This is a genomic window from Kitasatospora sp. SolWspMP-SS2h (assembly GCF_003259315.1).
GTDB classification, from domain to species: domain Bacteria; phylum Actinomycetota; class Actinomycetes; order Streptomycetales; family Streptomycetaceae; genus Kitasatospora; species Kitasatospora fiedleri.
Genome location: NZ_QLLT01000005.1, coordinates 25,906 through 45,147 on the forward strand (window position 1 = coordinate 25,906; position 19,242 = coordinate 45,147).

The 19,242-nt window shown below is 74.2% G+C and carries 20 protein-coding genes and 1 pseudogene; 7 read left to right on the forward strand and 14 right to left on the reverse strand.

Annotation, left to right across the window (positions count from 1 at the left end):
• The first annotated feature begins 74 nt into the window (after positions 1-74).
• Both K353_RS07700 and K353_RS07705 read left to right on the forward strand, forming a co-directional pair.
• Entirely contained in the window at positions 75-425 is a 351-nt protein-coding gene (locus tag K353_RS07700) for a DUF3099 domain-containing protein (RefSeq protein WP_111552827.1), read from the forward strand.
• A gap of 225 nt (positions 426-650) precedes the next feature.
• On the forward strand, positions 651-899 hold the full coding sequence (locus K353_RS07705) for a hypothetical protein (RefSeq protein ID WP_111552828.1): 249 nt from the start codon (positions 651-653) through the stop codon (positions 897-899).
• Between the two features lie 16 nt (positions 900-915).
• Here K353_RS07705 and moaA read toward each other — a convergent pair whose 3' ends face one another.
• The 4 genes from moaA to K353_RS07725 all read right to left on the reverse strand — a co-directional run bounded on the left by moaA (position 916) and on the right by K353_RS07725 (position 5,407).
• Positions 916-1,902 carry a GTP 3',8-cyclase MoaA gene (moaA, locus tag K353_RS07710; protein WP_111552829.1) on the reverse strand — a complete coding sequence of 329 codons (987 nt, stop codon included), beginning with the start codon at positions 1,900-1,902 and terminating at the stop codon, positions 916-918.
• A gap of 263 nt (positions 1,903-2,165) precedes the next feature.
• Positions 2,166-3,776, reverse strand: coding sequence for a cation acetate symporter (locus K353_RS07715; protein WP_111552830.1), 1,611 nt, complete (start codon positions 3,774-3,776; stop codon positions 2,166-2,168).
• Positions 3,773-4,150 (reverse strand): DUF485 domain-containing protein, encoded by a 378-nt coding sequence (locus K353_RS07720; RefSeq protein WP_111552831.1) that lies wholly within the window; start codon positions 4,148-4,150, stop codon positions 3,773-3,775. The genes K353_RS07715 and K353_RS07720 overlap by 4 nt, the downstream gene beginning before the upstream one ends.
• 213 nt (positions 4,151-4,363) lie before the next feature.
• Complete coding sequence (locus K353_RS07725) at positions 4,364-5,407, reverse strand: zinc-dependent alcohol dehydrogenase family protein (RefSeq protein ID WP_111552832.1); 1,044 nt, start codon at positions 5,405-5,407, stop codon at positions 4,364-4,366.
• Positions 5,408-5,529: 122 nt separating this feature from the next.
• Here K353_RS07725 and K353_RS07730 point away from each other — a divergent pair, with 122 nt between their 5' ends.
• Complete coding sequence (locus K353_RS07730; protein WP_111552833.1) at positions 5,530-6,525, forward strand: DEDDh family exonuclease; 996 nt, start codon at positions 5,530-5,532, stop codon at positions 6,523-6,525.
• Between the two features lie 31 nt (positions 6,526-6,556).
• Positions 6,557-7,354: an SURF1 family protein gene (locus tag K353_RS07735; RefSeq protein WP_111552834.1), complete on the forward strand. Its 798-nt coding sequence runs from the start codon at positions 6,557-6,559 to the stop codon at positions 7,352-7,354.
• Between the two features lie 23 nt (positions 7,355-7,377).
• Here K353_RS07735 and K353_RS07740 read toward each other — a convergent pair whose 3' ends face one another.
• Complete coding sequence (locus K353_RS07740) at positions 7,378-9,684, reverse strand: SpoIIE family protein phosphatase (protein ID WP_233533438.1); 2,307 nt, start codon at positions 9,682-9,684, stop codon at positions 7,378-7,380.
• 169 nt (positions 9,685-9,853) lie between these two features.
• Here K353_RS07740 and K353_RS35380 point away from each other — a divergent pair.
• From K353_RS35380 to K353_RS07750, 3 genes and pseudogenes are all read left to right on the forward strand, one after another.
• A pseudogene (locus tag K353_RS35380) lies at positions 9,854-10,279 on the forward strand (carbohydrate binding domain-containing protein); the annotation flags it as partial.
• Between the two features lie 48 nt (positions 10,280-10,327).
• Entirely contained in the window at positions 10,328-11,365 is a 1,038-nt protein-coding gene (locus tag K353_RS35385; protein WP_370447571.1) for a right-handed parallel beta-helix repeat-containing protein, read from the forward strand.
• Positions 11,366-11,407: 42 nt separating this feature from the next.
• On the forward strand, positions 11,408-12,163 hold the full coding sequence (locus tag K353_RS07750) for an SDR family oxidoreductase (RefSeq protein ID WP_111553019.1): 756 nt from the start codon (positions 11,408-11,410) through the stop codon (positions 12,161-12,163).
• Between the two features lie 171 nt (positions 12,164-12,334).
• On the opposite strand, the gene K353_RS07755 is transcribed toward K353_RS07750, so the two are convergent.
• From K353_RS07755 to K353_RS07795, 9 genes are all read right to left on the reverse strand, one after another.
• Positions 12,335-12,970 carry an alkaline shock response membrane anchor protein AmaP gene (locus tag K353_RS07755; protein WP_111552837.1) on the reverse strand — a complete coding sequence of 212 codons (636 nt, stop codon included), beginning with the start codon at positions 12,968-12,970 and terminating at the stop codon, positions 12,335-12,337.
• Positions 12,967-13,608 carry a hypothetical protein gene (locus K353_RS07760; RefSeq protein WP_111552838.1) on the reverse strand — a complete coding sequence of 214 codons (642 nt, stop codon included), beginning with the start codon at positions 13,606-13,608 and terminating at the stop codon, positions 12,967-12,969. Before K353_RS07760 ends, K353_RS07755 begins: the two co-directional genes overlap by 4 nt.
• Positions 13,605-13,937 carry a hypothetical protein gene (locus tag K353_RS07765; RefSeq protein ID WP_111552839.1) on the reverse strand — a complete coding sequence of 111 codons (333 nt, stop codon included), beginning with the start codon at positions 13,935-13,937 and terminating at the stop codon, positions 13,605-13,607. Before K353_RS07765 ends, K353_RS07760 begins: the two co-directional genes overlap by 4 nt.
• Complete coding sequence (locus tag K353_RS07770; protein WP_199528035.1) at positions 13,937-14,128, reverse strand: hypothetical protein; 192 nt, start codon at positions 14,126-14,128, stop codon at positions 13,937-13,939. Before K353_RS07770 ends, K353_RS07765 begins: the two co-directional genes overlap by 1 nt.
• Positions 14,129-14,174: 46 nt before the next feature.
• Positions 14,175-14,663 (reverse strand): Asp23/Gls24 family envelope stress response protein, encoded by a 489-nt coding sequence (locus K353_RS07775; RefSeq protein WP_111552840.1) that lies wholly within the window; start codon positions 14,661-14,663, stop codon positions 14,175-14,177.
• Positions 14,664-14,814: 151 nt separating this feature from the next.
• Complete coding sequence (locus tag K353_RS07780) at positions 14,815-15,615, reverse strand: enoyl-CoA hydratase/isomerase family protein (RefSeq protein ID WP_111552841.1); 801 nt, start codon at positions 15,613-15,615, stop codon at positions 14,815-14,817.
• Between the two features lie 240 nt (positions 15,616-15,855).
• Entirely contained in the window at positions 15,856-16,089 is a 234-nt protein-coding gene (locus K353_RS07785) for a helix-turn-helix domain-containing protein (protein ID WP_030461122.1), read from the reverse strand.
• A 397-nt stretch (positions 16,090-16,486) separates the two neighbouring features.
• Entirely contained in the window at positions 16,487-18,085 is a 1,599-nt protein-coding gene (locus K353_RS07790) for an ABC-F family ATP-binding cassette domain-containing protein (RefSeq protein WP_111552843.1), read from the reverse strand.
• A 132-nt stretch (positions 18,086-18,217) separates the two neighbouring features.
• Complete coding sequence (locus tag K353_RS07795) at positions 18,218-19,132, reverse strand: PQQ-binding-like beta-propeller repeat protein (protein WP_111552844.1); 915 nt, start codon at positions 19,130-19,132, stop codon at positions 18,218-18,220.
• Positions 19,133-19,242: the final 110 nt, after the last annotated feature.

Sequence of the window (19,242 nt, forward strand, 5' to 3'; positions counted from 1 at the left end):
GTCCGGCCGGCGTCAGCGGGGTTACCGTGGAGGACCGTAGGGGTGGCCGAACCGACCCGAGAATGGATGGGACCATGCCCAAGAGCGCGGACGACGGCCAGGTCTTCCGGATCACCGGGGCCCGCAGCAGCCTGAGCGAGGACGTCCGGGGGCGCCAGCGCCGCTACGTCATCTCGATGCTGATCCGCACCGCGTGCGTCCTGCTCGCGGTCATCCTCTGGGACGTCCAGCGCTGGCTCGCCTTCGGCGCGCTGGCCGGCGGCATCCTGCTGCCCTACTTCGCCGTCCTGATCGCCAACGCGGGCCGCGAGCGCGCCCCCGGCCTGCCCTCGACCTTCGCCTTCTCCCCCGACACCCCGCTGATGCTCGGCCCCGGCGGGACGGGCGGCGGCGGCGCGAGCGCCGAGAATCGGCCACAGGACTGAGAATCCCTCAATCCCACTGTCCGGTATCGCCGTTCATGTGCCGCTATGACCGTCGGAAAGCTCAGACGATCCTCAAATTAATCACCGGACAGGGACACCCACGCCCCTCCCGCCGTGCCATACTTCCTTAGCGCTCCGCATCCCCCGTCGGAGCGACAGACCGACGCCGGGCAGCTCCCCCCGTGGCTGCCCGGCGTCGTCATGCCCGGACATAGGATCGACCCCATGGACACCCCCGCGCACCCCCTCTTCGGCACTCCCCCCGGCGGCCCCGAGACCCCGGCGGGCCCCCCGAAGTGCTCCGCCAAGGGCTGCCGCGACCTCGCCACCTGGTCCCTCCGGTGGAACAACCCCAAGCTCCACACCCCCGACCGCCGCAAGACCTGGCTCGCCTGCGACACCCACCGCGACCCGCTCAGCCAGTTCCTGGCCGTCCGCGGCTTCCTCAAGGACACCGAGCCCTTCTCCGGCTGAGCGGTCGGGAACCCGCTCAGCCGCCGATCGCCGACATCGGCCGCTCCGGCTGGTGGAACTCCGGCTGGTCGATGCCCGCGCCCGCCTTCTTGCCCCACATCGCCGCCCGCCACAGCTCCGCCAGCTCCGCGTCGTCCGCGCCGTCGCGCATCGCGCCGCGCAGGTCGGTCTCCCCGGTCGCGAAGAGGCAGTTGCGGACCTGGCCGTCGGCGGTGAGCCGGGTGCGGTCGCAGGCCCGGCAGAACGGGCGGGTCACCGAGGCGATGACGCCGACCGTCGCGGGCCCGCCGTCGACCAGCCAGCGCTCGGCGGGGGCCGCGCCGCGGGCGGCGGGCTCGGGGGTGAGCGCGAAGCGGGCCCGGAGCAGGTCGAGGATCTCCTCGGCGGTGACCATCCGGGTCCGGTCCCAGCCGTGCTGGGCGTCCAGCGGCATCTGTTCGATGAAGCGCAGCTGGTAGCCGTGCTCGACCGCCCAGGCGAGCAGGTCGGCGGCCTCGTGGTCGTTGACGCCGCGCATCAGGACGGTGTTGAGCTTGACCGGCCGCAGCCCGGCGGCCTCCGCGGCGGCGAGGCCGTCCAGGACGTCCTGGTGGCGCCTGCGGCGGGTGAGCCGGGCGAAGGTCCCGGGGTCGAGGGTGTCGAGCGAGACGTTGACCCGGTCGATCCCGGCGTCCCGCAGCGCGCCGGCCACCCGGGCCAGGCCGATGCCGTTGGTGGTGAGCGAGAGGTCCGGCCGGGGTTCGAGCGCGGCGCAGGCCGCAACGATCGGCACCAGCCCGGGCCGCAGCAGCGGTTCCCCGCCGGTGAAGCGGACCTCCCGGACGCCCAGCGAGCCGACCGCGAGGGCGACCAGCCGGACGATCTCCTCGTCCGTCAGCAGGTCGGGCTTGCCGAGCCAGCTGAGCCCCTCCTCCGGCATGCAGTAGGTGCAGCGCAGGTTGCACCGGTCGGTGAGCGAGACCCGCAGGTCGACGGCCCGCCGGCCGTAGGTGTCGAGCAGCATCCCGGCCCGCCTCTCTGCGAAGAGCCCACTGGCCCGACCGCCGTTCGGCGGTCGGGCCAGCTTAGGCCCTGTCCGGTTGATCTTGTCGGATCAGCGTGCGGCGTCGGGCGCCCGGCTGGGAGTGCCGGCGGAACGCCCTCGTACTGGGTGTACTCGGGTGTTTCGCCGGTGCTTCCAGCCGGGATGATCCGGCGTCGCACGCCCGGCAAGACCGGCCGGACAGGGCCAGCCGGGCTTCCGGGCGCCGCCCGGGAGAAGTCGGCTCAGTGCGCGCCCAGGCCGGTGAGCGAACGGACCTCCAGTTCGGCGTACTTCGCCGGGTCGGCCTTCTCCCGGGCCAGGTAGGTGCCGATCACGCCGGCCAGGAAGCCGACCGGGATGGAGACCAGGCCGGGGTTCTCCAGCGGGAACCAGGAGAAGTCGCTGTGCGGGAAGAGCGAGGTCTTGGGGTTGCCGGAGACCACCGGGGAGAAGACCACCAGGGCGACCGAGGTGACCAGGCCCGCGTAGGTGGAGGCGACCGCGCCGGTGGTGTTGAACCGCTTCCAGAACAGCGAGTACAGCAGGGTGGGCAGGTTGGCGGAGGCGGCGACCGCGAAGGCCAGCGCGACCAGCGCGGCGGCGTTCAGCTTGTCGGCGAAGATCGACAGCAGGATGGCGACCGCGCCGATCGCCACCGCGGCGAACTTGGCGCTGGCCACCTCCTCCTTCTCGGTGGCCCTGCCGCGCCGGATCACGTTGGCGTAGAGGTCGTGGGCGAAGGAGGACGAGGAGGCCAGGGTGAGTCCGGCGACCACGGCCAGGATGGTGGCGAAGGCGACCGCGGAGATCACCGCGAGCAGCACCGCGCCGCCGGTGGTGCCGGCGCCGCCGCCGAGGTGCTCGGCGAGCAGCGGGGCGGCGGTGTTGCCGGACTTGTCGGCGGCCAGCGCCGTGCGGCCGACCAGCGCGGCGGCGCCGAAGCCGAGGGCGAGCGTCATCAGGTAGAAGACGCCGATGATGCCGATCGACCAGAGCACCGACTTCCGGGCGGTGCGCGCGGTCGGGACGGTGTAGAAGCGGACCAGGATGTGCGGCAGCGCGGCGGTGCCGAGCACCAGGGCGATGCCGAGGCTGAGGAAGTTGAGCTTGGTGGTGCCGTTGGCGCCGTAGCGCAGGCCGGGTTGCAGGAACTTGTCGCCGCTGCCGCTGGCCTTGGCGGCCGAGCCGAGCAGTTCGGACAGGTTGAAGTGGAACTTGGCGAGCACCAGGACGGTCATCAGCCCGGCGCCGAGGATCAGCAGCACGGCCTTGATGATCTGCACCCAGGTGGTGCCCTTCATGCCGCCGATGACGACGTACAGCACCATCAGGGCGCCGACCGCGACGATGGTCCAGCGCTTGGCGGCGTCGCTCTGGGCGCCGAGCAGCAGCGCGACCAGCGAGCCGGCGCCGACCATCTGGGCCAGCAGGTAGAAGATCGACACCACGATGGTGGAGATGCCGGCGGCGGTGCGCACCGGCCGCTGGCGCATCCGGAAGGCCAGTACGTCGGCCATGGTGTAGCGGCCGGAGTTGCGCAGCGGTTCGGCGACCAGCAGCAGGGCGACCAGCCAGGCGACCAGGAAGCCGATCGAGTAGAGGAAGCCGTCGTAGCCGGCCAGCGCGATGGAGCCGGTGATGCCGAGGAAGGACGCGGCGGACATGTAGTCGCCGGAGATCGCCAGGCCGTTCTGGAAGCCGGTGAAGCCGCGGCCGCCGGCGTAGAAGTCGGAGGCGTCCCGGGTGCTGCGGCCGGCCCACAGGGTGATGCCGAGGGTGGTGAGGACGAACAGCCCGAACAGGGACATGATCAGGGTGCGGTGGTCGCTCGCGGAGGTGGCCAGCTGCGTCATTCGGCGGCCTCCTCGGCCACGGCGGTGTGGTCGGCGGACTGGGCGGGCAGCGTGGCGTCGGCGCGGCCGCGGATCACCGCGGCCCGCGGGTCCAGTTGCCGGTCGGCGAACCGGGCGTACCAGGCGGCGATGGCGAAGGTGCTGACGAACTGCAGGATGCCGAGCACCAGCGCGAGGTTGACGTTGCCGGCGACCTTGGTGCTCATGAAGCCGGGGGCGTAGCAGCTGAGCAGGACGTACAGCAGGTACCAGAGGACGAATCCGGCCGTGACCGGGAATGCGAAGTTCCGGAAGGAGCTCCGCAGTTGCCGGAACTCCGGTGACTCCTCGATACGTTGGAACGACTCGGGGAGGGAATCGGGCGGGGGTGCCACGCGGGGGTCTCCTGACGTCTTCGGTGCGACGGACGATCAGATGGACGTGAGTGACGTCACATTGAGTGCGCTGCATGCTAGATCCAGGAGCGGGTGGCGAGAAGCTTCCCCACGCGATGTGGCCGAAAACTGACCGGAACACGCCACCGGGGCGGCCGTTTTGCGGCCACCCCGGTGTGATGATCGTTCAATTACCCCTGTTCGGGGGCGGGTTCAGAACGCGATCCGGACCTTCAGCGCCGTCCGCTCGTCCATCGCCCGGTACCCCTCGGGCACCCCGTCCAGGCCCACCGTGCGGTCGAACACCGCGCCCGGGTCGATCGCGCCGGAGAGCACGTCGGGCAGCAGCTCGGGGATGTACGCCCGGGCCGGGGCCACCCCGCCGACCAGCCGCACGTTCCGGTTGAACATCTGGCTGATGTCCACGCCCGCGCTGCCGCCGTGCGGCACGCCCACGTAGCCGACCGCGCCGCCGTCCCGGGCGATCGAGAGCGCGGTGCGCATCGACTCCTCGGTGCCCACCGCCTCCAGCACCGCGTGCGCGCCCTGCCCGCCGGTCAGCTCGCGCACCGCCTCCACCGCCGCCTCGCCGCGCTCGGCCACCACGTCGGTGGCGCCGAACGAGCGGGCGATAGCGGTGCGGCCCTCGTGCCGGCCGAGCGCGATGATCCGGCCGGCGCCGAGCCGCTGCGCGGCCAGCACGCCGCACAGCCCGACCGCGCCGTCGCCGACCACCGCGACCGTCGCCCCGGGCCGCACGCCGGCCGAGACCGCCGCGTGGTGCCCGGTGGACATCACGTCCGACAGCGCCAGCAGCCCGGGCAGCAGCTTCTCGTCCCCGGCCGCCTCCTTGGGCAGCTTCACCAGCGTGCCGTCCGCGAACGGCACCCGGACGGCCTCACCCTGCCCGCCGTCCGACCCCGGGGTGCCCCAGAACCCGCCGTGCGGGCAGGAGGTCTGCAGGCCCTCGCGGCAGTACTCGCACACGCCGTCCGACCAGACGAACGGGGCCACCACCAGGTCGCCGGCCGCGAAGCCGCGCACCTCGGCGCCGACCTCCTCGACGAAGCCCAGGAACTCGTGCCCGATCCGCTGCCCGGGCTGCCGCTTGGCCACGCCCCGGTAGGCCCACAGGTCGCTGCCGCAGATGCAGGCGTTCAGCACCCGCACCACGGCGTCCCCCGGCCGCTCGATCCGGGGGTCGGGCACCTCCTCGATCCGGATGTCCTGGGGGCCGTGGATCACGGTGGCGCGCATGGGGGAAGTCCTTCGGTGTACGGGTGCCACGGGTGTCTGCACCCGCGTTTCCACTGTAAGCCGGGGCCGTCCCGGGCTATTCCGTCCGGTGCCGCCCGCCGTTCCCCGTAAAGTGGTGCCCCATGTACGCGCCATTCCCCACCTCGCCGTTCCCGGCACCGCGCACCGGCCCCGGCGGGGGCGCCGGGCGCGGTTTCGCGGTGGTCGACGTGGAGACCACCGGTCTCGGCCGCTCCGACCGGGTCATCTCGGCGGGCGTCTACCAGCTCGACCCGGACGGCGAGATCACCGACCACTGGTACACCCTGGTCAACCCCGAGCGGGACCCGGGACCGGTCTGGATCCACGGCCTGACCAGCGAGACCCTGGCCGGTGCGCCGACCTTCCCGGAGGTCGCCGCGGAGTTCGCCGAGCGGCTGCGCGAGCGGGTGCTGGTCGCCCACAACGCGCTGTTCGACTGGAACATGATCTCCCGCGAGTTCTCCCGGGCCGGCCTGCGCGCCCCGGTCGAGCAGCGGCTGTGCACCATGGTGCTGGCCCGCGACCTGCGGCTGCCGCTGCCCAACGGCAAGCTCTCCTCGCTGGCCGCCCACTTCGGGGTGCACCAGCGCCAGGCCCACCACGCGCTGGACGACGCCCGGGTGCTGGCCGAGGTGTTCCGCCCCTCGCTGGAGCTGGCCCGCAGCGGCGGCGTCCCGCTGCCGCTGACCGCCTGCGTCGCGGTCACCGACCTCGGCGAGGACGCGTCGGCGTCCGCGACGGCCGCCGGCCCGGCCCGCGGCTCCTGGGGCTCGTCCTACCGCCCCGGCCGCAAGCGCCCGCCCTGCCCGTACCCGAACCCGGGCCGCTGGGCGGACGGCTCCCCGCTGGTGCAGGGCATGCGGGTGGCGATCACCGGCGACACCGCCACCGACCGCGAGCTGCTGGAGGACCGGGCCACCGAGGCCGGCCTGCACGTCGCCTCCTCGGTGAGCCGGCTCACCAGCCTGCTGGTCACCAACGAGCCGGCCTCGTGGAGCGGCAAGGCCCGCAAGGCCCGCGAGTACGGCACCCCGGTGGTCGGCGAGGACGCGTTCCTGCAGCTGCTGCGCGAGGTCGCGCCGCACCCCGGTGCCTGACCCGGCGGTAAGGGGGATTAGCGTGCCGGGTGTGTACCGATTCCTGCTGTCCCCGCGCTGGGCGGTCGTCGTCCTGGTGGCCGCGGTGCTGGTCCCCACCATGATCAAGCTGGGCTTCTGGCAGTACCACCGGCACGAGGCCCGGGTGGCCCGCAACGACCTGGTGGCGCGGAACCTGGGCAGCGAGCCGGTCGCCTTCGACTCGCTCTCCACCCCCGGCTGGTCCGTCCCGACCGGCCAGGTGTGGCGCACCGTGACCGCGAGCGGCCACTACGACACCGGGCACGAGGTGGTCATCCGGGGCCGCACCGAGCCCGACGGCTCCACCATCGGCTACTTCGTGGTCACCCCGCTGGTGCTCGCCGACGGCAGGGGCTCGGTGCTGGTCAACCGCGGCTGGGTGGAGTCCGCCGCGGACGCCGCCAGCCTCCCGGACGTCCCCGCCCCGCCGTCCGGCGAGGTCACCGTCACCGGACGGCTGCGCGCCGACGAGACGTACGCCTCGCTGGGCGTGAAGAACCGCGGCGGCCTGCCGGAGCGGATGTTCAAGGTGATCAACACCGCTGAGCAGGCGAAGTACGCGGGCACCACCGTGCTCGGCGGCTACCTGGAGCTGTCCTCCTCGCAGCCCGCGGCCGGCCCCTCCCCCGAACCGCTCGCCGAGCCCGGCCACTCCGACATCGGCCCGCACATGGCGTACGCCGTCCAGTGGTGGCTGTTCACCGCGCTGATCCCGGTCGGCCTGGTGGTGATGGCCCGGCGCGAGGCCGGGCAGGACGCGGCCGGGCGGGCCGCGCCCGCCGACGGGCTGGTCGGCACCGCCGGCTGAACGGCGCCACCGACCGGACGGCGCTACCCGCCGAACGGCGGCGGGTCGAGCGGCTGCTCGGCCCAGATGGTCTTGCCGCTGCGGGTGTAGCGGCTGCCCCAGCGCTCGGTCAGCTGGGCGACCAGGTACAGGCCGCGGCCGCCCTCGTCGGTGAGCCGGGCCCGGCGCATCCGCGGCTGGGTGGCGCTCGGGTCGGAGACCTCGCAGGTCAGCACCGAGGAGCGGATCAGCCGGACCATCACCGGCCCGCCCGCGTAGCGGATCGCGTTGGTGACCAGTTCGCTCAGCACCAGCTCGGTGGTGAACACCAGCGCGTCCAGCCCCCACTCCTCCAGCGTCCGGGTGGCGGCCTCGCGCACCCCGGCGACCGCGGACGGGTCGGCCCCGATGGTCCACGCGGCGGTGTCCGAGGGCGGCACCGGGTGCAGCCGGGCGAGCAGCAGCGTGACGTCGTCGCTCAGCCCGGCGGTGGACATCTCCGCGACGATCGCCCGCCCGGCCGCCGCCAGGTCCCCGCCCAGGTCGGCCTCGCCGAGCCGGGCGGCCAGCTGGTCCATGCCCTCGTCCAGGTCGCCGCCGGTGCCGCCCTCGATCAGCCCGTCGGTGTACAGCGCCAGCACGCTGCCCGCGCGCAGCGCGCACTCGACCGTCTCGAACGGCAGCCCGCCGACGCCGAGCGGCGGCCCGGGGTTGACCGGCAGGTACTCGACCCGCCCGTCGGGGTGCACCAGCGCGGGCGGCGGGTGCCCGGCGCTGGCGGCCTGGCAGATGCCGGAGACCGGGTCGTAGACGGCGTACACGCAGGTCGCCCCGGACGGGTCGGCGACGCCGCGCTCGCGCTCCTCCTCGCTGCCCTCGACGACCAGCTGGGAGACCAGGTCGTCCAGGTGCACCAGCAGTTCGTCGGGCTCCAGGTCGAGGTCGGCCAGGGTGCGCACGGCGGTGCGCAGCCGCCCCATGGTGGCGCTGGCCTGGAGGCCGTGGCCGACCACGTCGCCGGCCACCAGGGCGACCCGGGCGCCGGAGAGCGGGATGACGTCGAACCAGTCGCCGCCGACGCCGGTGGCGGTGTCGGTGGGCCGGTAGACGCTGGCGGTGGTGGCGGCGGGCACCGCGGTCTCGGCGGGCGGCAGCAGCGAGCGCTGGAGGCCGACGGCGGCCCGGTGCTCGCGGGTGTAGCGGCGGGCGTTGTCCAGGGCGAGCGCGGCCCGGGCGGCGATCTCCCGCAGCAGTTCCAGGTCCTCGGCCTCGTACGGCCCCTGCTCGGGGTCGCGGCGGACGGTCACCCGGCCGAGCGGGCCGCCGCGGGCGTGCAGCGGGGCGCTCATCGCGGGCGGTCCGTCGGCCGCGGCGGCGGGGCGGCCGAGTTCCGCGCGGTCGAGCGGGCCGAGCGGGCCGAGCGGGCGGTCGTCCGGCCCGGGCGGCCCGGCGGTGGCGGTGCGGCGGACGCGGAGCAGCCCGTCGGCGCCGGCCACCGGTTCGTCGCCGGTGAAGACGGCCTCGGCGATGTCCACCTCGGCGCGGGTGCCGAGACCGGGCACCAGGACGCCGGCCAGGTCCTCGGCGGTGCCGGCCACCGAGAGCGAGCCGCCGACGGCGGCGGTGGCCCGGTGCAGCACGTCGGCGCGCCGCCGGTAGCGGTGCAGTTCGGTAACGTCGCCGAACAGCGCGGTCACGCCGATCAGCGACCCGTCGGGTGCCTGGAGCCGGAAGGCCTGGATCTCCATCATCACCCCGGGCCCGGGGTCGTCCAGGGTGCGGATCGGCAGGGTGGCCCGGACCAGCGGCTCGCCGGTGGTGAGCACGTTCCGCAGGATCTCCTCGGTGGCCTCCGCGTCCTGCGGCTGGAGGAAGTCGCCCAGCCGGTGGCCGGCCAGGTCGGTGGGCAGTCCGGTGTAGGGCAGCAGGTGGGTGTTGGTGCGCAGCAGCCGCAGGTCGGTGTCGAAGAAGGCCAGGCCGATCCGGTCCTGCAGGAACAGCTCCCGGGTGAACGCCTCGTCCTGGCGCCACCGGGTGACGGTGTCGGCGGGGGTGGCCAGCACCAGGGCCCGGACCTCGCCGTGCTCGCCGGCCAGCGGCAGCACCTGGTAGGCGACCTCCAGCGGCACGCCGCCGCCGGTGCGCAGCCGCACCTCGCCGGTCCGCCGGCCGAGCGCGGCGGCGTCGGCCGCGCCGTCGGCCAGCAGGTCGGCGACGGGACGGCCGGTGACCTGGGCGGCGGGCAGGCCGAGCAGGTGCTCGGCCGCGGCGGTCCAGCCCACGACGCGTCCGTCGCCGTCGACCAGGGCCGCCGCGACGCCGTCGATGTTCGGCAACCGCCGACTGTCCATGCGCTGCACCTCGGGTGGGTGGTCCGGTTCCCCCATCTTCGGACGGTTCCGGGCCGCGCGCCATCGACGCCCGGTGGGTGCCCGCCCATTGACGCCCCGTATTGGTCTAGTCCAAATTGGCCGTGCACCCGCCCCGCACGCTCTCTCCCCCCACACTGGAGCGACCGCCATGACGTACCGCCCGCACCGCCGCGCCGCCGCGGCCGGCGCCCTCGCCCTGGGCGCCACCGCCCTGGCCCTGCTGCCCGCCCGGGCCGGCGCGGCCACCGAACTCCTCGCCAACGGCGGCTTCGAGGCCGGCACGCTCTCCCCCTGGAGCTGCGCCGGCACCGCCGCCCCCACCACCGCCGTCCCGCACTCCGGCACCACCGCGCTGAGCGCCGCCCCCGGCGCGGGCGACCTCGCCCCGTGCACCCAGGGCGTCGACGTCCAGCCGAACACCGGCTACCGCCTGACCGCCTGGGTGAAGGGCTCCTACGTCACCCTCGCCGCCGCCGGCACCGGTGTGTCCACCTCCACCTGGGCGAACGCCCCCGGCTGGACCCAGCTCACCCGCACCTTCACCACCGGCCCGGGCACCACCCGGGTGAGCGTCACCCTCAGCGGCTGGTACGGCAGCCCCTACCAGGCCGACGACGTCTCCCTGACCACCCTCGGCGCCGCCCCGTCCACCTCGCCGTCCCCGTCCACCCCGGCCTCCCCGTCCCCCTCCCCCACGCCCTCGCCGTCCGCCTCCACCTCTGCCTCCCCCTCGCCGTCCGCCACGCCCTCGTCCTCCGCCCCGCCCGGCGCGAACACCGTCCGGGTCTCCACCGCCAAGGAGCTCCAGGCCGCGCTGAACGCCGCCGTCCCCGGCCGCACCATCCAGCTCGCCGACGGCAGCTACACCGGCAACTTCAAGATCACCACGGCGGGCACCGCCGCCGCCCGGATCACCCTGACCGGCTCGCCGAACGCCGTCCTGAGCACCACCACCGGCGGCGGCTACGGCCTCTCGCTGACCGGCGCCCCCTACTGGACCGTCCAGGGCGTCACCGTCACCGGCGCCCAGAAGGGCATCGTGGTCGACGCCTCGGACTACGTGGTGCTCGACGGCGTGACGGTCCACCACACCACCATGGAGGGCGTGCACTTCCGCAACTCCTCCAGCCACGGCGTGCTGCGCGACTCCACCGTCCACGACACCGGCACCTCGCACGACGGCAAGGGCGAGGGCGTGTACGTCGGCACCGCCAACACGCTCTCCGACCGGAGCGACTACGTGCAGATCCTGAACAACACCATCGGCCCGGGCATCGGCGGCGAGAACATCGACCTCAAGGAGGGCACCACCGGCGGCCTGGTCTCCGGCAACCGCTTCGACGGCGACGGGCTGACCGACGTCAACTACGACGACTCCTGGGTCGACGTGAAGGGCAACGGCTACGTCATCGAGAACAACACCGGCGTGCGCACCATGAACGACGGCTACCAGACCCACACCCAGCAGCCGGGCTGGGGCTGCGGCACCGTCTTCCGCAACAACAGGTCCGACCTGACCGGCGCGAACGGCTCCAACCCCGCCAAGTACGCGATCGACGTCACCAACTACGACGCCGCCGCCTGCCCGGTCACCGTCACCGCCGACAACACCGTCACCGGCGGCACCGCCCTCACCAACCCCGGCGTCCCGGTGGGCTGACCCTCCGTCCGGAATCCGTGCCGACCGGTCAGAATGGTCGGCATGGATCTCGGACTCAAGGACAAGGTGTACGTGGTCACCGGCGCGACCCGGGGACTCGGCCACGCCACCGCCCGGCAACTCGTCGCCGAAGGCGCCAAGGTGGTCGTCACCGGCCGCACCGAAGCGGCCGCCACCGCCGCCGCGCGCGCCCTCGGCGAGAACGCCCACGGCGTCGGCGCGGACAACGCCGACCCGGACACCCCGCAGCGCCTGGTCGACGCCGCCCGGGACCGCTTCGGCGGCTTCGACGGCATCCTGATCAGCGTCGGCGGGCCCGCCGCGGGGCCGGTCGCCACCGCCACCGACGACGCCTGGCGCACCGCGTTCGACTCGGTCTTCCTCGGCGCCCTCCGGCTGGCCCGCACCGCCGCCGAACGCCTGCCCGCCGGGGGCGTGATCGCCTTCGTGCTGTCCACCTCGGTCCGCCAGCCGATCGCCGGCCTCGGCATCTCCAACGGCCTGCGCCCCGGCCTGGCCATGGCCGCCAAGACGCTCGCCGACGAACTCGGCCCGCGCGGCATCCGGGTCCTCGGCCTGCTGCCCGGCCGGATCGACACCGACCGCGTCCGCGAACTCGACGCCCTCGCCCCCGACCCGGCCACCGCCCGCGAGACGGCCGCCGCCGGCATCCCGCTGCGCCGCTACGGCACCCCCGAGGAGTTCGGCCGCACCGCGGCCTTCCTGCTCTCCCCCGCCGCCTCCTACCTCACCGGCCTGATGCTCCCGGTCGACGGCGGCGCCACCCGCGGCCTGTGACCGGGGCGGCGGGAGAACGGCACGACCGGGGGCGCGGGGACCTGCGCGGCCGACCGCGCACGCACCGCCGGACCGCGGCGCGGAACGGGAACCCGCACCGTCCCGCGCCCCCGCCAACGGGCGACTCCCGCCGCGCGCGGCTCCCCGCGCCCCGTCGCGGCGCACGCCTTGCTAGCGCACCCGCGGGGCCTTCTTCCGGCTCCGCTCCTTGCGCGCCTTCCCCCCGCGCAGCCGCAGCTGGGCGGGCAGCTCCGCCAGGCCCAGCGAGTGCCGGGCGTGCTCGACCGGGCCGGTGCGGTAGGCCGCGACCAGGGCGGCGGTGTCCGCGCCGGGGGCGATCCGCACCGCGGTGTGCACCTGGGGGCGGCGGGCCGCGCCGGTGACCTTGGTGGTGACCCGTTCGACGTCCGGGAGGGCGACCGTCTCGGTCTCGATCGCCTCCTCGACGGCCCGGCTGCGCACCCGCAGGGCGAAGTGCGACCCGCCGGACGCGGTGGGCGAGGGCAGCTCGACCCCGGCCGGGCCACCGCGGCGCAGCTGGGAGAAGAGCCACCACAGGCAGCCGACGACGACCAGCGCGGGGACGGCGATGGCCACCGGCCACCACCAGCCGCGGTCGGTCCAGCGGGTGCGGCTGGCCGTGCTGAGCACGGGCTGGTCGGGCGAGGTGAGCGGCCACCAGCCGGGCGGGGTGATCCCGAGGTGCCGGTAGGCGTCGAGCCCGCCGAGCAGCACCAGCGCCCCGCCGGCCAGCAGGACCAGCCCGACCAGGGCCAGCAGGGTGCGGTTGACGGCGCGTCGGCTCATCGGGGCGGCTCCAGCTCGGCGAGTTCCCGGCGGTGGTGGCGTTCGGGCACCGGCCGGGTGCGGACGTCCAGCCGGTGCGGGGCGGCCAGCGGGATCCGGGCCAGTTCGGCCCGCAGTTCGCGCTCCGCCCCGGCCGGGTCGGTGTCACCGGTCAGGGTGACCCTGGTGCGCCGCCGTCCGACCTTGACCTTCCAGGAGTGCACGTCGGAACGCTGCCGGGCGCGCCCGGCGATCAGCGCGCCGACCGTGCTGCGGTGGATCGCGGACCCGCGCGGCTCCAGCGCGAGCCAGCCGCGCAGGCCCCGGGCGAACGCCAGCCGGAGCAGCAGCAGTCCGAGCACGACCGCGCCGCCCGCGATGCCCAGCACCCACGGGTCGTCCAGGTGCCGGGTCGCCAGCTGCTCGGCCAGCTCCCGCCGCCAGGGCCTGGCCTGCCCGCCGGCCCGCACCGCGATCACGTCGTACAGCAGCGCCCCGGCCGCCACCAGCAGCACCGCCACCACCAGCGCGGTCGGCACGCCGCGCTCGGAGCGCAGCCACCGTCCGGCCCGGCGCCGACGGCGCGGCGGCGCCGTCGCGGACCGCGGTTCCGGCTGCAGCTGCGGCTGGCGGTGGGACCCGGTCTGCGGATCGGTCATACGGCCACCGCCGGGTGCAGCCGGTCCACGATCACGTCCGCCCCGGTGACCGGCGTGCCGGTCAGCTCGGCGACGGTGCGGCAGGCCGCGTCCCGCGCCGTCCGGGCCAGCGTGCCGACGTCGGACGGGAACGGCAGCTCCAGGTGGAGCGTCAGCCGGACCCGTCCGTGCGAGAGGAGGGCCGAGACCTTCGGGTGCGGGACCGGACCCGGCCGGTCCCGCCAGGCCGGGGCGAGCGCGTCGGCGGCGGCCCGGGCCGCGATCCGCCGGTACACCCGGTCCGCGACCCGCTCTCCGCCGCGCTGCGCGACCACCCCCGGGTGGGCCATCAGCGCCGCCGGTCCCGGCCGCGCAGGAGGTCGCCGAGGTCACCGAGCTCGACGTCCCCCTCGATCAGCCGCCCGACCACGAAGCCCAGGGCTCCGAGGACCGCCACCAGCAGGAACGCGCCGAACCCGCCGAAGTAACCGGCGAAGCCGAGGGCCATGCCTGTGAGCAGGCCCATCAACGCCAGGTTCATCCGCTACTCCTTCGCGATCCTGCTCGGTCTTCGGAACGGTCGACACTCACTGCACGCGGGGGCGCTTGCCCGAGGACGACGAGTCGTCCTCGTCCTCCTCGTCGTCGTCGGGGTCGTCGGGCAGGTGGACGTCGTTCACGGCGATATTCACCTCGACCACCTCCAGGCCGGTCATCCGCTCGACCGCCTCGATGATGTCCCGGCGGACCTCGGCGGCCAGCTTGGGGATCACCACGCCGTACTCGACCACCAGCGCGATGTCGATGGCGGCCTGCTTCTCGCCGACCTCCGCCTTGATCCCGCGGCTCACGCCGGACTTCGAACCGGAACCCGGCACCCGGTCCCGCATCGCGCCGAACGTCCGGGAGAACCCGGACCCCAGCGCGTGGATGCCGGCGACCTCCCGGGCGGCCATGCCGGCGATCTTCTCCACCACGCCGACGGCGAGGGAGGTGCTGCCGCGCTCACCGCTCGGGCGGTTCTCCGGCGCGTCCTTCTGCAGGTCCGCAGGGCTGGGGGTGTGGGGCTGCGTCATCTCGGGTCTCCTGACGTTTCGACACCAGCTATACCGCACATCACCTCAACCCTGGCATTTCGCCGCGCGCCGCGCACCGCAGGTACCTACAGATGGGGGCACGGGGAGCCGCGTCGCTCCCCGTGCCCCCGTTCCGGCCGTCCGCTCCGGGTCAGAGCCCGGCCAGGTCCCGGAGCCGGCGCGCCTGCGCCTCGCGCTCGGCGGCGCGCTGCTGGTCGTAGCTGCGGTCGATGGCGCCGCGCAGCAGGGCCTTGGTCTCGATCACGGCGCTGCGCGGGGCGGCCAGCAGGGCGGCGATCAGGTCGGCGGCGGCGGCCTCGAGGTCGCCGAGCGGGACGGCCAGGTTGGCCAGACCGACGGCGACCGCCTCGTCCGCGCTGATCCGGCGGCCGGTGACGCAGATCTCCAACGCGCGGGCGTAGCCGACGAGTTCGGTGAGCGGCTTGGTGCCGGTGAGGTCGGGGACCAAGCCGAGGGAGGTCTCCTTCATGGCGAACTGGACGTCCTCGGCGACCACCCGCAGGTCGCAGGCGAGGGCGAGCTGGAAGCCCGCGCCGATCGCGTGGCCCTGGACGGCGGCGACGGTGACCAGGTCGGTGCGGCGCCACCAGGTGAAGGCCTCCTGGTAGAAGGCGATGGTGGCGTCCAGCTCGGTGTCGGAGGAGGCGGCGAGGCCGAGGAAGGAGGGCTCGCCGGGGATGCCCTCGGGGGTGAACATGGCGCGGTCGAGGCCGGCCGAGAAGGAACTGCCCTCGCCGCGGAGCAGCACGGCCCGGACGTTCCCGGGCAGGGCACGGCCGACGCCCGCGAGGGCGCGCCACATCGCGGGGGTCTGGGCGTTGCGGCGGGCGGGGTCACAGAGGGTGACGGTGGCGAGTTCGCCGTCCAGGTCGAGGCGGACGCCCGCCTTCTCCCACGCGGTGCGGTCGGCGTCGGGGATGTCGGTGCTCATGGCGGTTACCTTCCAGCGGCAGGGCAGGGGCGCCCGCCGACCCCGACGGGCTACTGGAGGGTAACAAAGCGGTCGATCCCCGTACAGGAACGGTCGCGAAGGGCTCGGAAACGGCGGTCGGCGGCTCGGGACGACCCGGCCGCCGATCCGTTGTGGAGCGTCGTGCATGGCGAGCAGCGTGATGGTGAGCCGTGGGCGGCCGGAGCTGCTCGGGTGTCGCCCGCCCGAGGTGATGGGTCGTCAGGAACCGGCAGCGGCAGTGGCCTTGCCCTTGCCGCGGGTGGCGCCGCCACGGCCCCGGAGGTTGACCCCGGACTCGCTGAGCATGCGGTGGACGAAGCCGTAGGACCGGCCCGTCTCCTCCGCGAGGGCGCGGATGCTCGCCCCGGAGTCGTACTTCTTCTTGAGATCGGCCGCGAGCTTCTCACGCGCGGCACCTGTTACCCGGCTGCCCTTTTTCAGAGTCTCGGCCACCCGTGCCTCCTCGTAGAGGTGATCGGTCAGATTCCCATGATCACCCATTGCCCCGTTCCTGGCCACCCATTCGACAAGGTCCGTCACGGGAAAGCGGGGTCGAGCGGTGGTGCGCGCTCCGCACCAGGGCGCTCACGGAGGGTGTGCACGCCCCCGCGCCGTTCGCTCTGCCGAGCGAATCCGCTGATCAGCCCGGACCGTCAGCGGGCAAACCGCGCGCTCCGACACGGAAAACGGCGGCGGTCCTCCCGGTGTTCCCGGACGGGACGGGGGATGAGTTCTCCTCGTACCGGCGACGGACCCCGCGTCTACGCGCGAGGTCCGTGCGGGGCCCGGGGACGGGGCGCCCGGGGCGGGCCGGACCGGGCCCGGTCGGCGGTGCGGGCCGACGGGCGGGTCAGGCCAGCGAGACCAGGTCGTGGTAGGCCGGGCTCCACAGGTCCTCGACGCCGTCCGGCAGCAGGATGATCCGCTCCGGCTGGAGCGCCTCCACCGCGCCCTCGTCGTGGGTGACCAGGACGACCGCGCCGGTGAAGGTGCGCAGCGCGCCGAGGATCTCCTCGCGGCTGGCCGGGTCAAGGTTGTTGGTCGGCTCGTCGAGCAGCAGCACGTTGGCGCTGGAGACCACCAGCGAGGCCAGCGCGAGCCGGGTCTTCTCGCCGCCGGAGAGCACGCCGGCCGGCTTGTCCACGTCGTCGCCGGAGAACAGGAAGGAGCCGAGGATCTTGCGGATCTGCACCAGGTCGGTGTCCGGCGCGGCGGAGCGCATGTTCTCCAGCACGCTGCGCTCGGGGTCGAGCGTCTCGTGCTCCTGCGCGTAGTAGCCGATCTTCAGGCCGTGGCCCGGGATCACCTCGCCGGTGTCCGGCTGCTCCACGCCGGCCAGCATCCGCAGCAGGGTGGTCTTGCCCGCGCCGTTGAGGCCGAGGATGACGACCCGGGAGCCGCGGTCGATCGCCAGGCCCACGTCGGTGAAGATCTCCAGCGAGCCGTAGGACTTCGACAGGCCCTCGGCCGTCAGCGGGGTCTTGCCGCACGGGGCCGGGTCGGGGAAGCGCAGCTTGGCGACCTTGTCGGAGACCCGGACCTGCTCCAGGCCGGAGAGCAGCTTCTCGGCGCGGCGGGCCATGTTCTGCGCGGCGACCGTCTTGGTGGCCTTGGCGCGCATCTTGTCGGCCTGCGAGTTGAGCGTCGCGGCCTTCTTCTCCGCGTTGGCCCGCTCGCGCTTGCGGCGCTTCTCGTCGTCCTCGCGCTGCTGCTGGTACTGCTTCCAGCCCATGTTGTAGATGTCGATCGCGGAGCGGTTGGCGTCCAGGTAGAAGACCTTGTTGACGACCGTCTCGACCAGGTCGACGTCGTGCGAGATGACGATGAAGCCGCCCTTGTAGGTCTTCAGGAAGTCCCGCAGCCAGGCGATGGAGTCCGCGTCGAGGTGGTTGGTGGGCTCGTCGAGCAGCAGGATGTCCGCGTCCGAGAAGAGGATCCGGGCCAGCTCGACCCGGCGGCGCTGGCCGCCGGAGAGGGTGTGCAGCTCCTGGCCCAGGATGCGGTCCGGCAGGCCGAGCGCGGCGGCGATGGTGGCGGCCTCGGCCTCGGCGGCGTAGCCGCCCTTGGTGAGGAACTCGGTCTCCAGCCGGGCGTACTTCTTCATCGCGTTGTCGCGGGTGGCGCCCTTGCCGTTGGCCATCCGCTCCTCGTTCTCGCGCATCTTCTTCAGCACGGTGTCGAGGCCGCGGGCGGACAGGATGCGGTCCCGGGCCAGGACGTCGAGGTCTCCGGTGCGCGGGTCCTGCGGGAGGTAGCCGACCTCGCCGGAGGAGGTGACCGTGCCGCCGGCCGGAAGGCCCTCGCCGGCCAGCACCTTCGTCAGGGTGGTCTTGCCCGCGCCGTTGCGGCCGACCAGGCCGATCCGGTCGCCCGGGGCGATCCGGAAGCTGGCGGACTCGATCAGGATGCGGGCACCCGCACGAAGCTCCAGGGCGTTCGCGGAAATCATGGCTGGGGTCTCTCCTCGACGTGGCTATGGCACTCAGCCATTGGTCCCAAGTCTACGGGAGGGCGGGAAGGCCTTTTCCGGGCCCGGTTCCGCGCCCGGCCGGCGGGCGGTGCCGGCCGGGCCCCCGGGGGGTCACTTCGCGCAGGACGGGCGGGCCGCGGCGAACGGGGCCCCGGCGGTGCCGCAGGCGGCCTCGCGCAGGCCCAGGGCGGTGTCGTAGACCCAGCTGCCGATCACCGGGCCGTCCTCGACCGAGACCCGGTGGCCGTCCAGCCGGCGCAGCACCACGTCGGGGCCGGTGCTGAGGAAGTTGTTGTGGTCGGTGAGCGAGAACACCACGACGCCGCCGGGCTGCTGGCGGGCCGCGGCGGCGGTGGCGGCCGGGCACAGCCGGGGCACGAGCACCGCGTCGTCGGTCTGCGCGGTGCGCACCGGGTCGAAGGTGCAGCCCGCCGGGGGGCGGGAGTTGAAGCGCAGGTCGCCGTCGCGCTCGCGGAAGCCCATCAGCAGGCCGGGGGTGACCACCGTCACGAACGCGTCGTTGACCCTGTCGTCGGACGGGTGCAGGGCGTCGGCGGCGCGCTGGAGCATGAGCTGCGCGCGCTCGTCCTCGGTGCGGGTGTCCGCGCCCGGCTCGCCGTCGGCGCGCAGCCAGTCGGCCAGGCCGGGGAAGCCGCGGTGCCAGCGCACCGAGTGGTCGGTGGTGTCGACCGCGGTGACCATGCCGTCGTCCCAGACCACCACGGCGTCCTGGCCGACCCGGACCAGGTGCAGCGCGGTGGCGCCCTCGCGGCGGTAGGACCACAGCCGCTCGCCGGTGGTCGGCGAGTAGGCCTCCACGCCGGGGCCGACCTGGAGGTCGGCCTGCGCCGCGCCGGTCGACTGCGCGCTCACCGGGCTGGCGTCCGCCGCGCCGGGGACCACCCGGTCGCCGAACGGCTCGGGCCGGTTGGCGTGGGCCGCCGCCCCGGCCGCGAGGACCAGCAGAGCGGCGGCGGCGGGCAGGACCGATCTCGGCGACAGGCTTCGCAGCGGGTTGAAGGACACCCGCGGAGTTTATCCGGCGGGTGCCGACGGGGGCCCGCGGTTTACCGGCCGCCCGCTCGGGCGTGTCACTGGTCCATACCTTTATCCGGGCCCGACACGACCCCGCCCGA

Bases quoted from the DNA above. Each gene is read 5' to 3' on its own strand.
- K353_RS07700 (WP_111552827.1), top strand. From the start codon at position 75: ATGCCCAAGAGCGCGGACGACGGCCAGGTCTTCCGGATCACCGGGGCC.
- K353_RS07705 (WP_111552828.1), top strand. From the start codon at position 651: ATGGACACCCCCGCGCACCCCCTCTTCGGCACTCCCCCCGGCGGCCCC.
- moaA (WP_111552829.1), bottom strand. From the start codon at position 1,902: ATGCTGCTCGACACCTACGGCCGGCGGGCCGTCGACCTGCGGGTCTCG.
- K353_RS07715 (WP_111552830.1), bottom strand. From the start codon at position 3,776: ATGACGCAGCTGGCCACCTCCGCGAGCGACCACCGCACCCTGATCATG.
- K353_RS07725 (WP_111552832.1), bottom strand. From the start codon at position 5,407: ATGCGCGCCACCGTGATCCACGGCCCCCAGGACATCCGGATCGAGGAG.
- K353_RS07730 (WP_111552833.1), top strand. From the start codon at position 5,530: ATGTACGCGCCATTCCCCACCTCGCCGTTCCCGGCACCGCGCACCGGC.
- K353_RS07740 (WP_233533438.1), bottom strand. From the start codon at position 9,684: ATGGACAGTCGGCGGTTGCCGAACATCGACGGCGTCGCGGCGGCCCTG.
- K353_RS07750 (WP_111553019.1), top strand. From the start codon at position 11,408: ATGGATCTCGGACTCAAGGACAAGGTGTACGTGGTCACCGGCGCGACC.
- K353_RS07755 (WP_111552837.1), bottom strand. From the start codon at position 12,970: ATGAGCCGACGCGCCGTCAACCGCACCCTGCTGGCCCTGGTCGGGCTG.
- K353_RS07760 (WP_111552838.1), bottom strand. From the start codon at position 13,608: ATGACCGATCCGCAGACCGGGTCCCACCGCCAGCCGCAGCTGCAGCCG.
- K353_RS07765 (WP_111552839.1), bottom strand. From the start codon at position 13,937: ATGGCCCACCCGGGGGTGGTCGCGCAGCGCGGCGGAGAGCGGGTCGCG.
- K353_RS07770 (WP_199528035.1), bottom strand. From the start codon at position 14,128: ATGAACCTGGCGTTGATGGGCCTGCTCACAGGCATGGCCCTCGGCTTC.
- K353_RS07775 (WP_111552840.1), bottom strand. From the start codon at position 14,663: ATGACGCAGCCCCACACCCCCAGCCCTGCGGACCTGCAGAAGGACGCG.
- K353_RS07780 (WP_111552841.1), bottom strand. From the start codon at position 15,615: ATGAGCACCGACATCCCCGACGCCGACCGCACCGCGTGGGAGAAGGCG.
- K353_RS07790 (WP_111552843.1), bottom strand. From the start codon at position 18,085: ATGATTTCCGCGAACGCCCTGGAGCTTCGTGCGGGTGCCCGCATCCTG.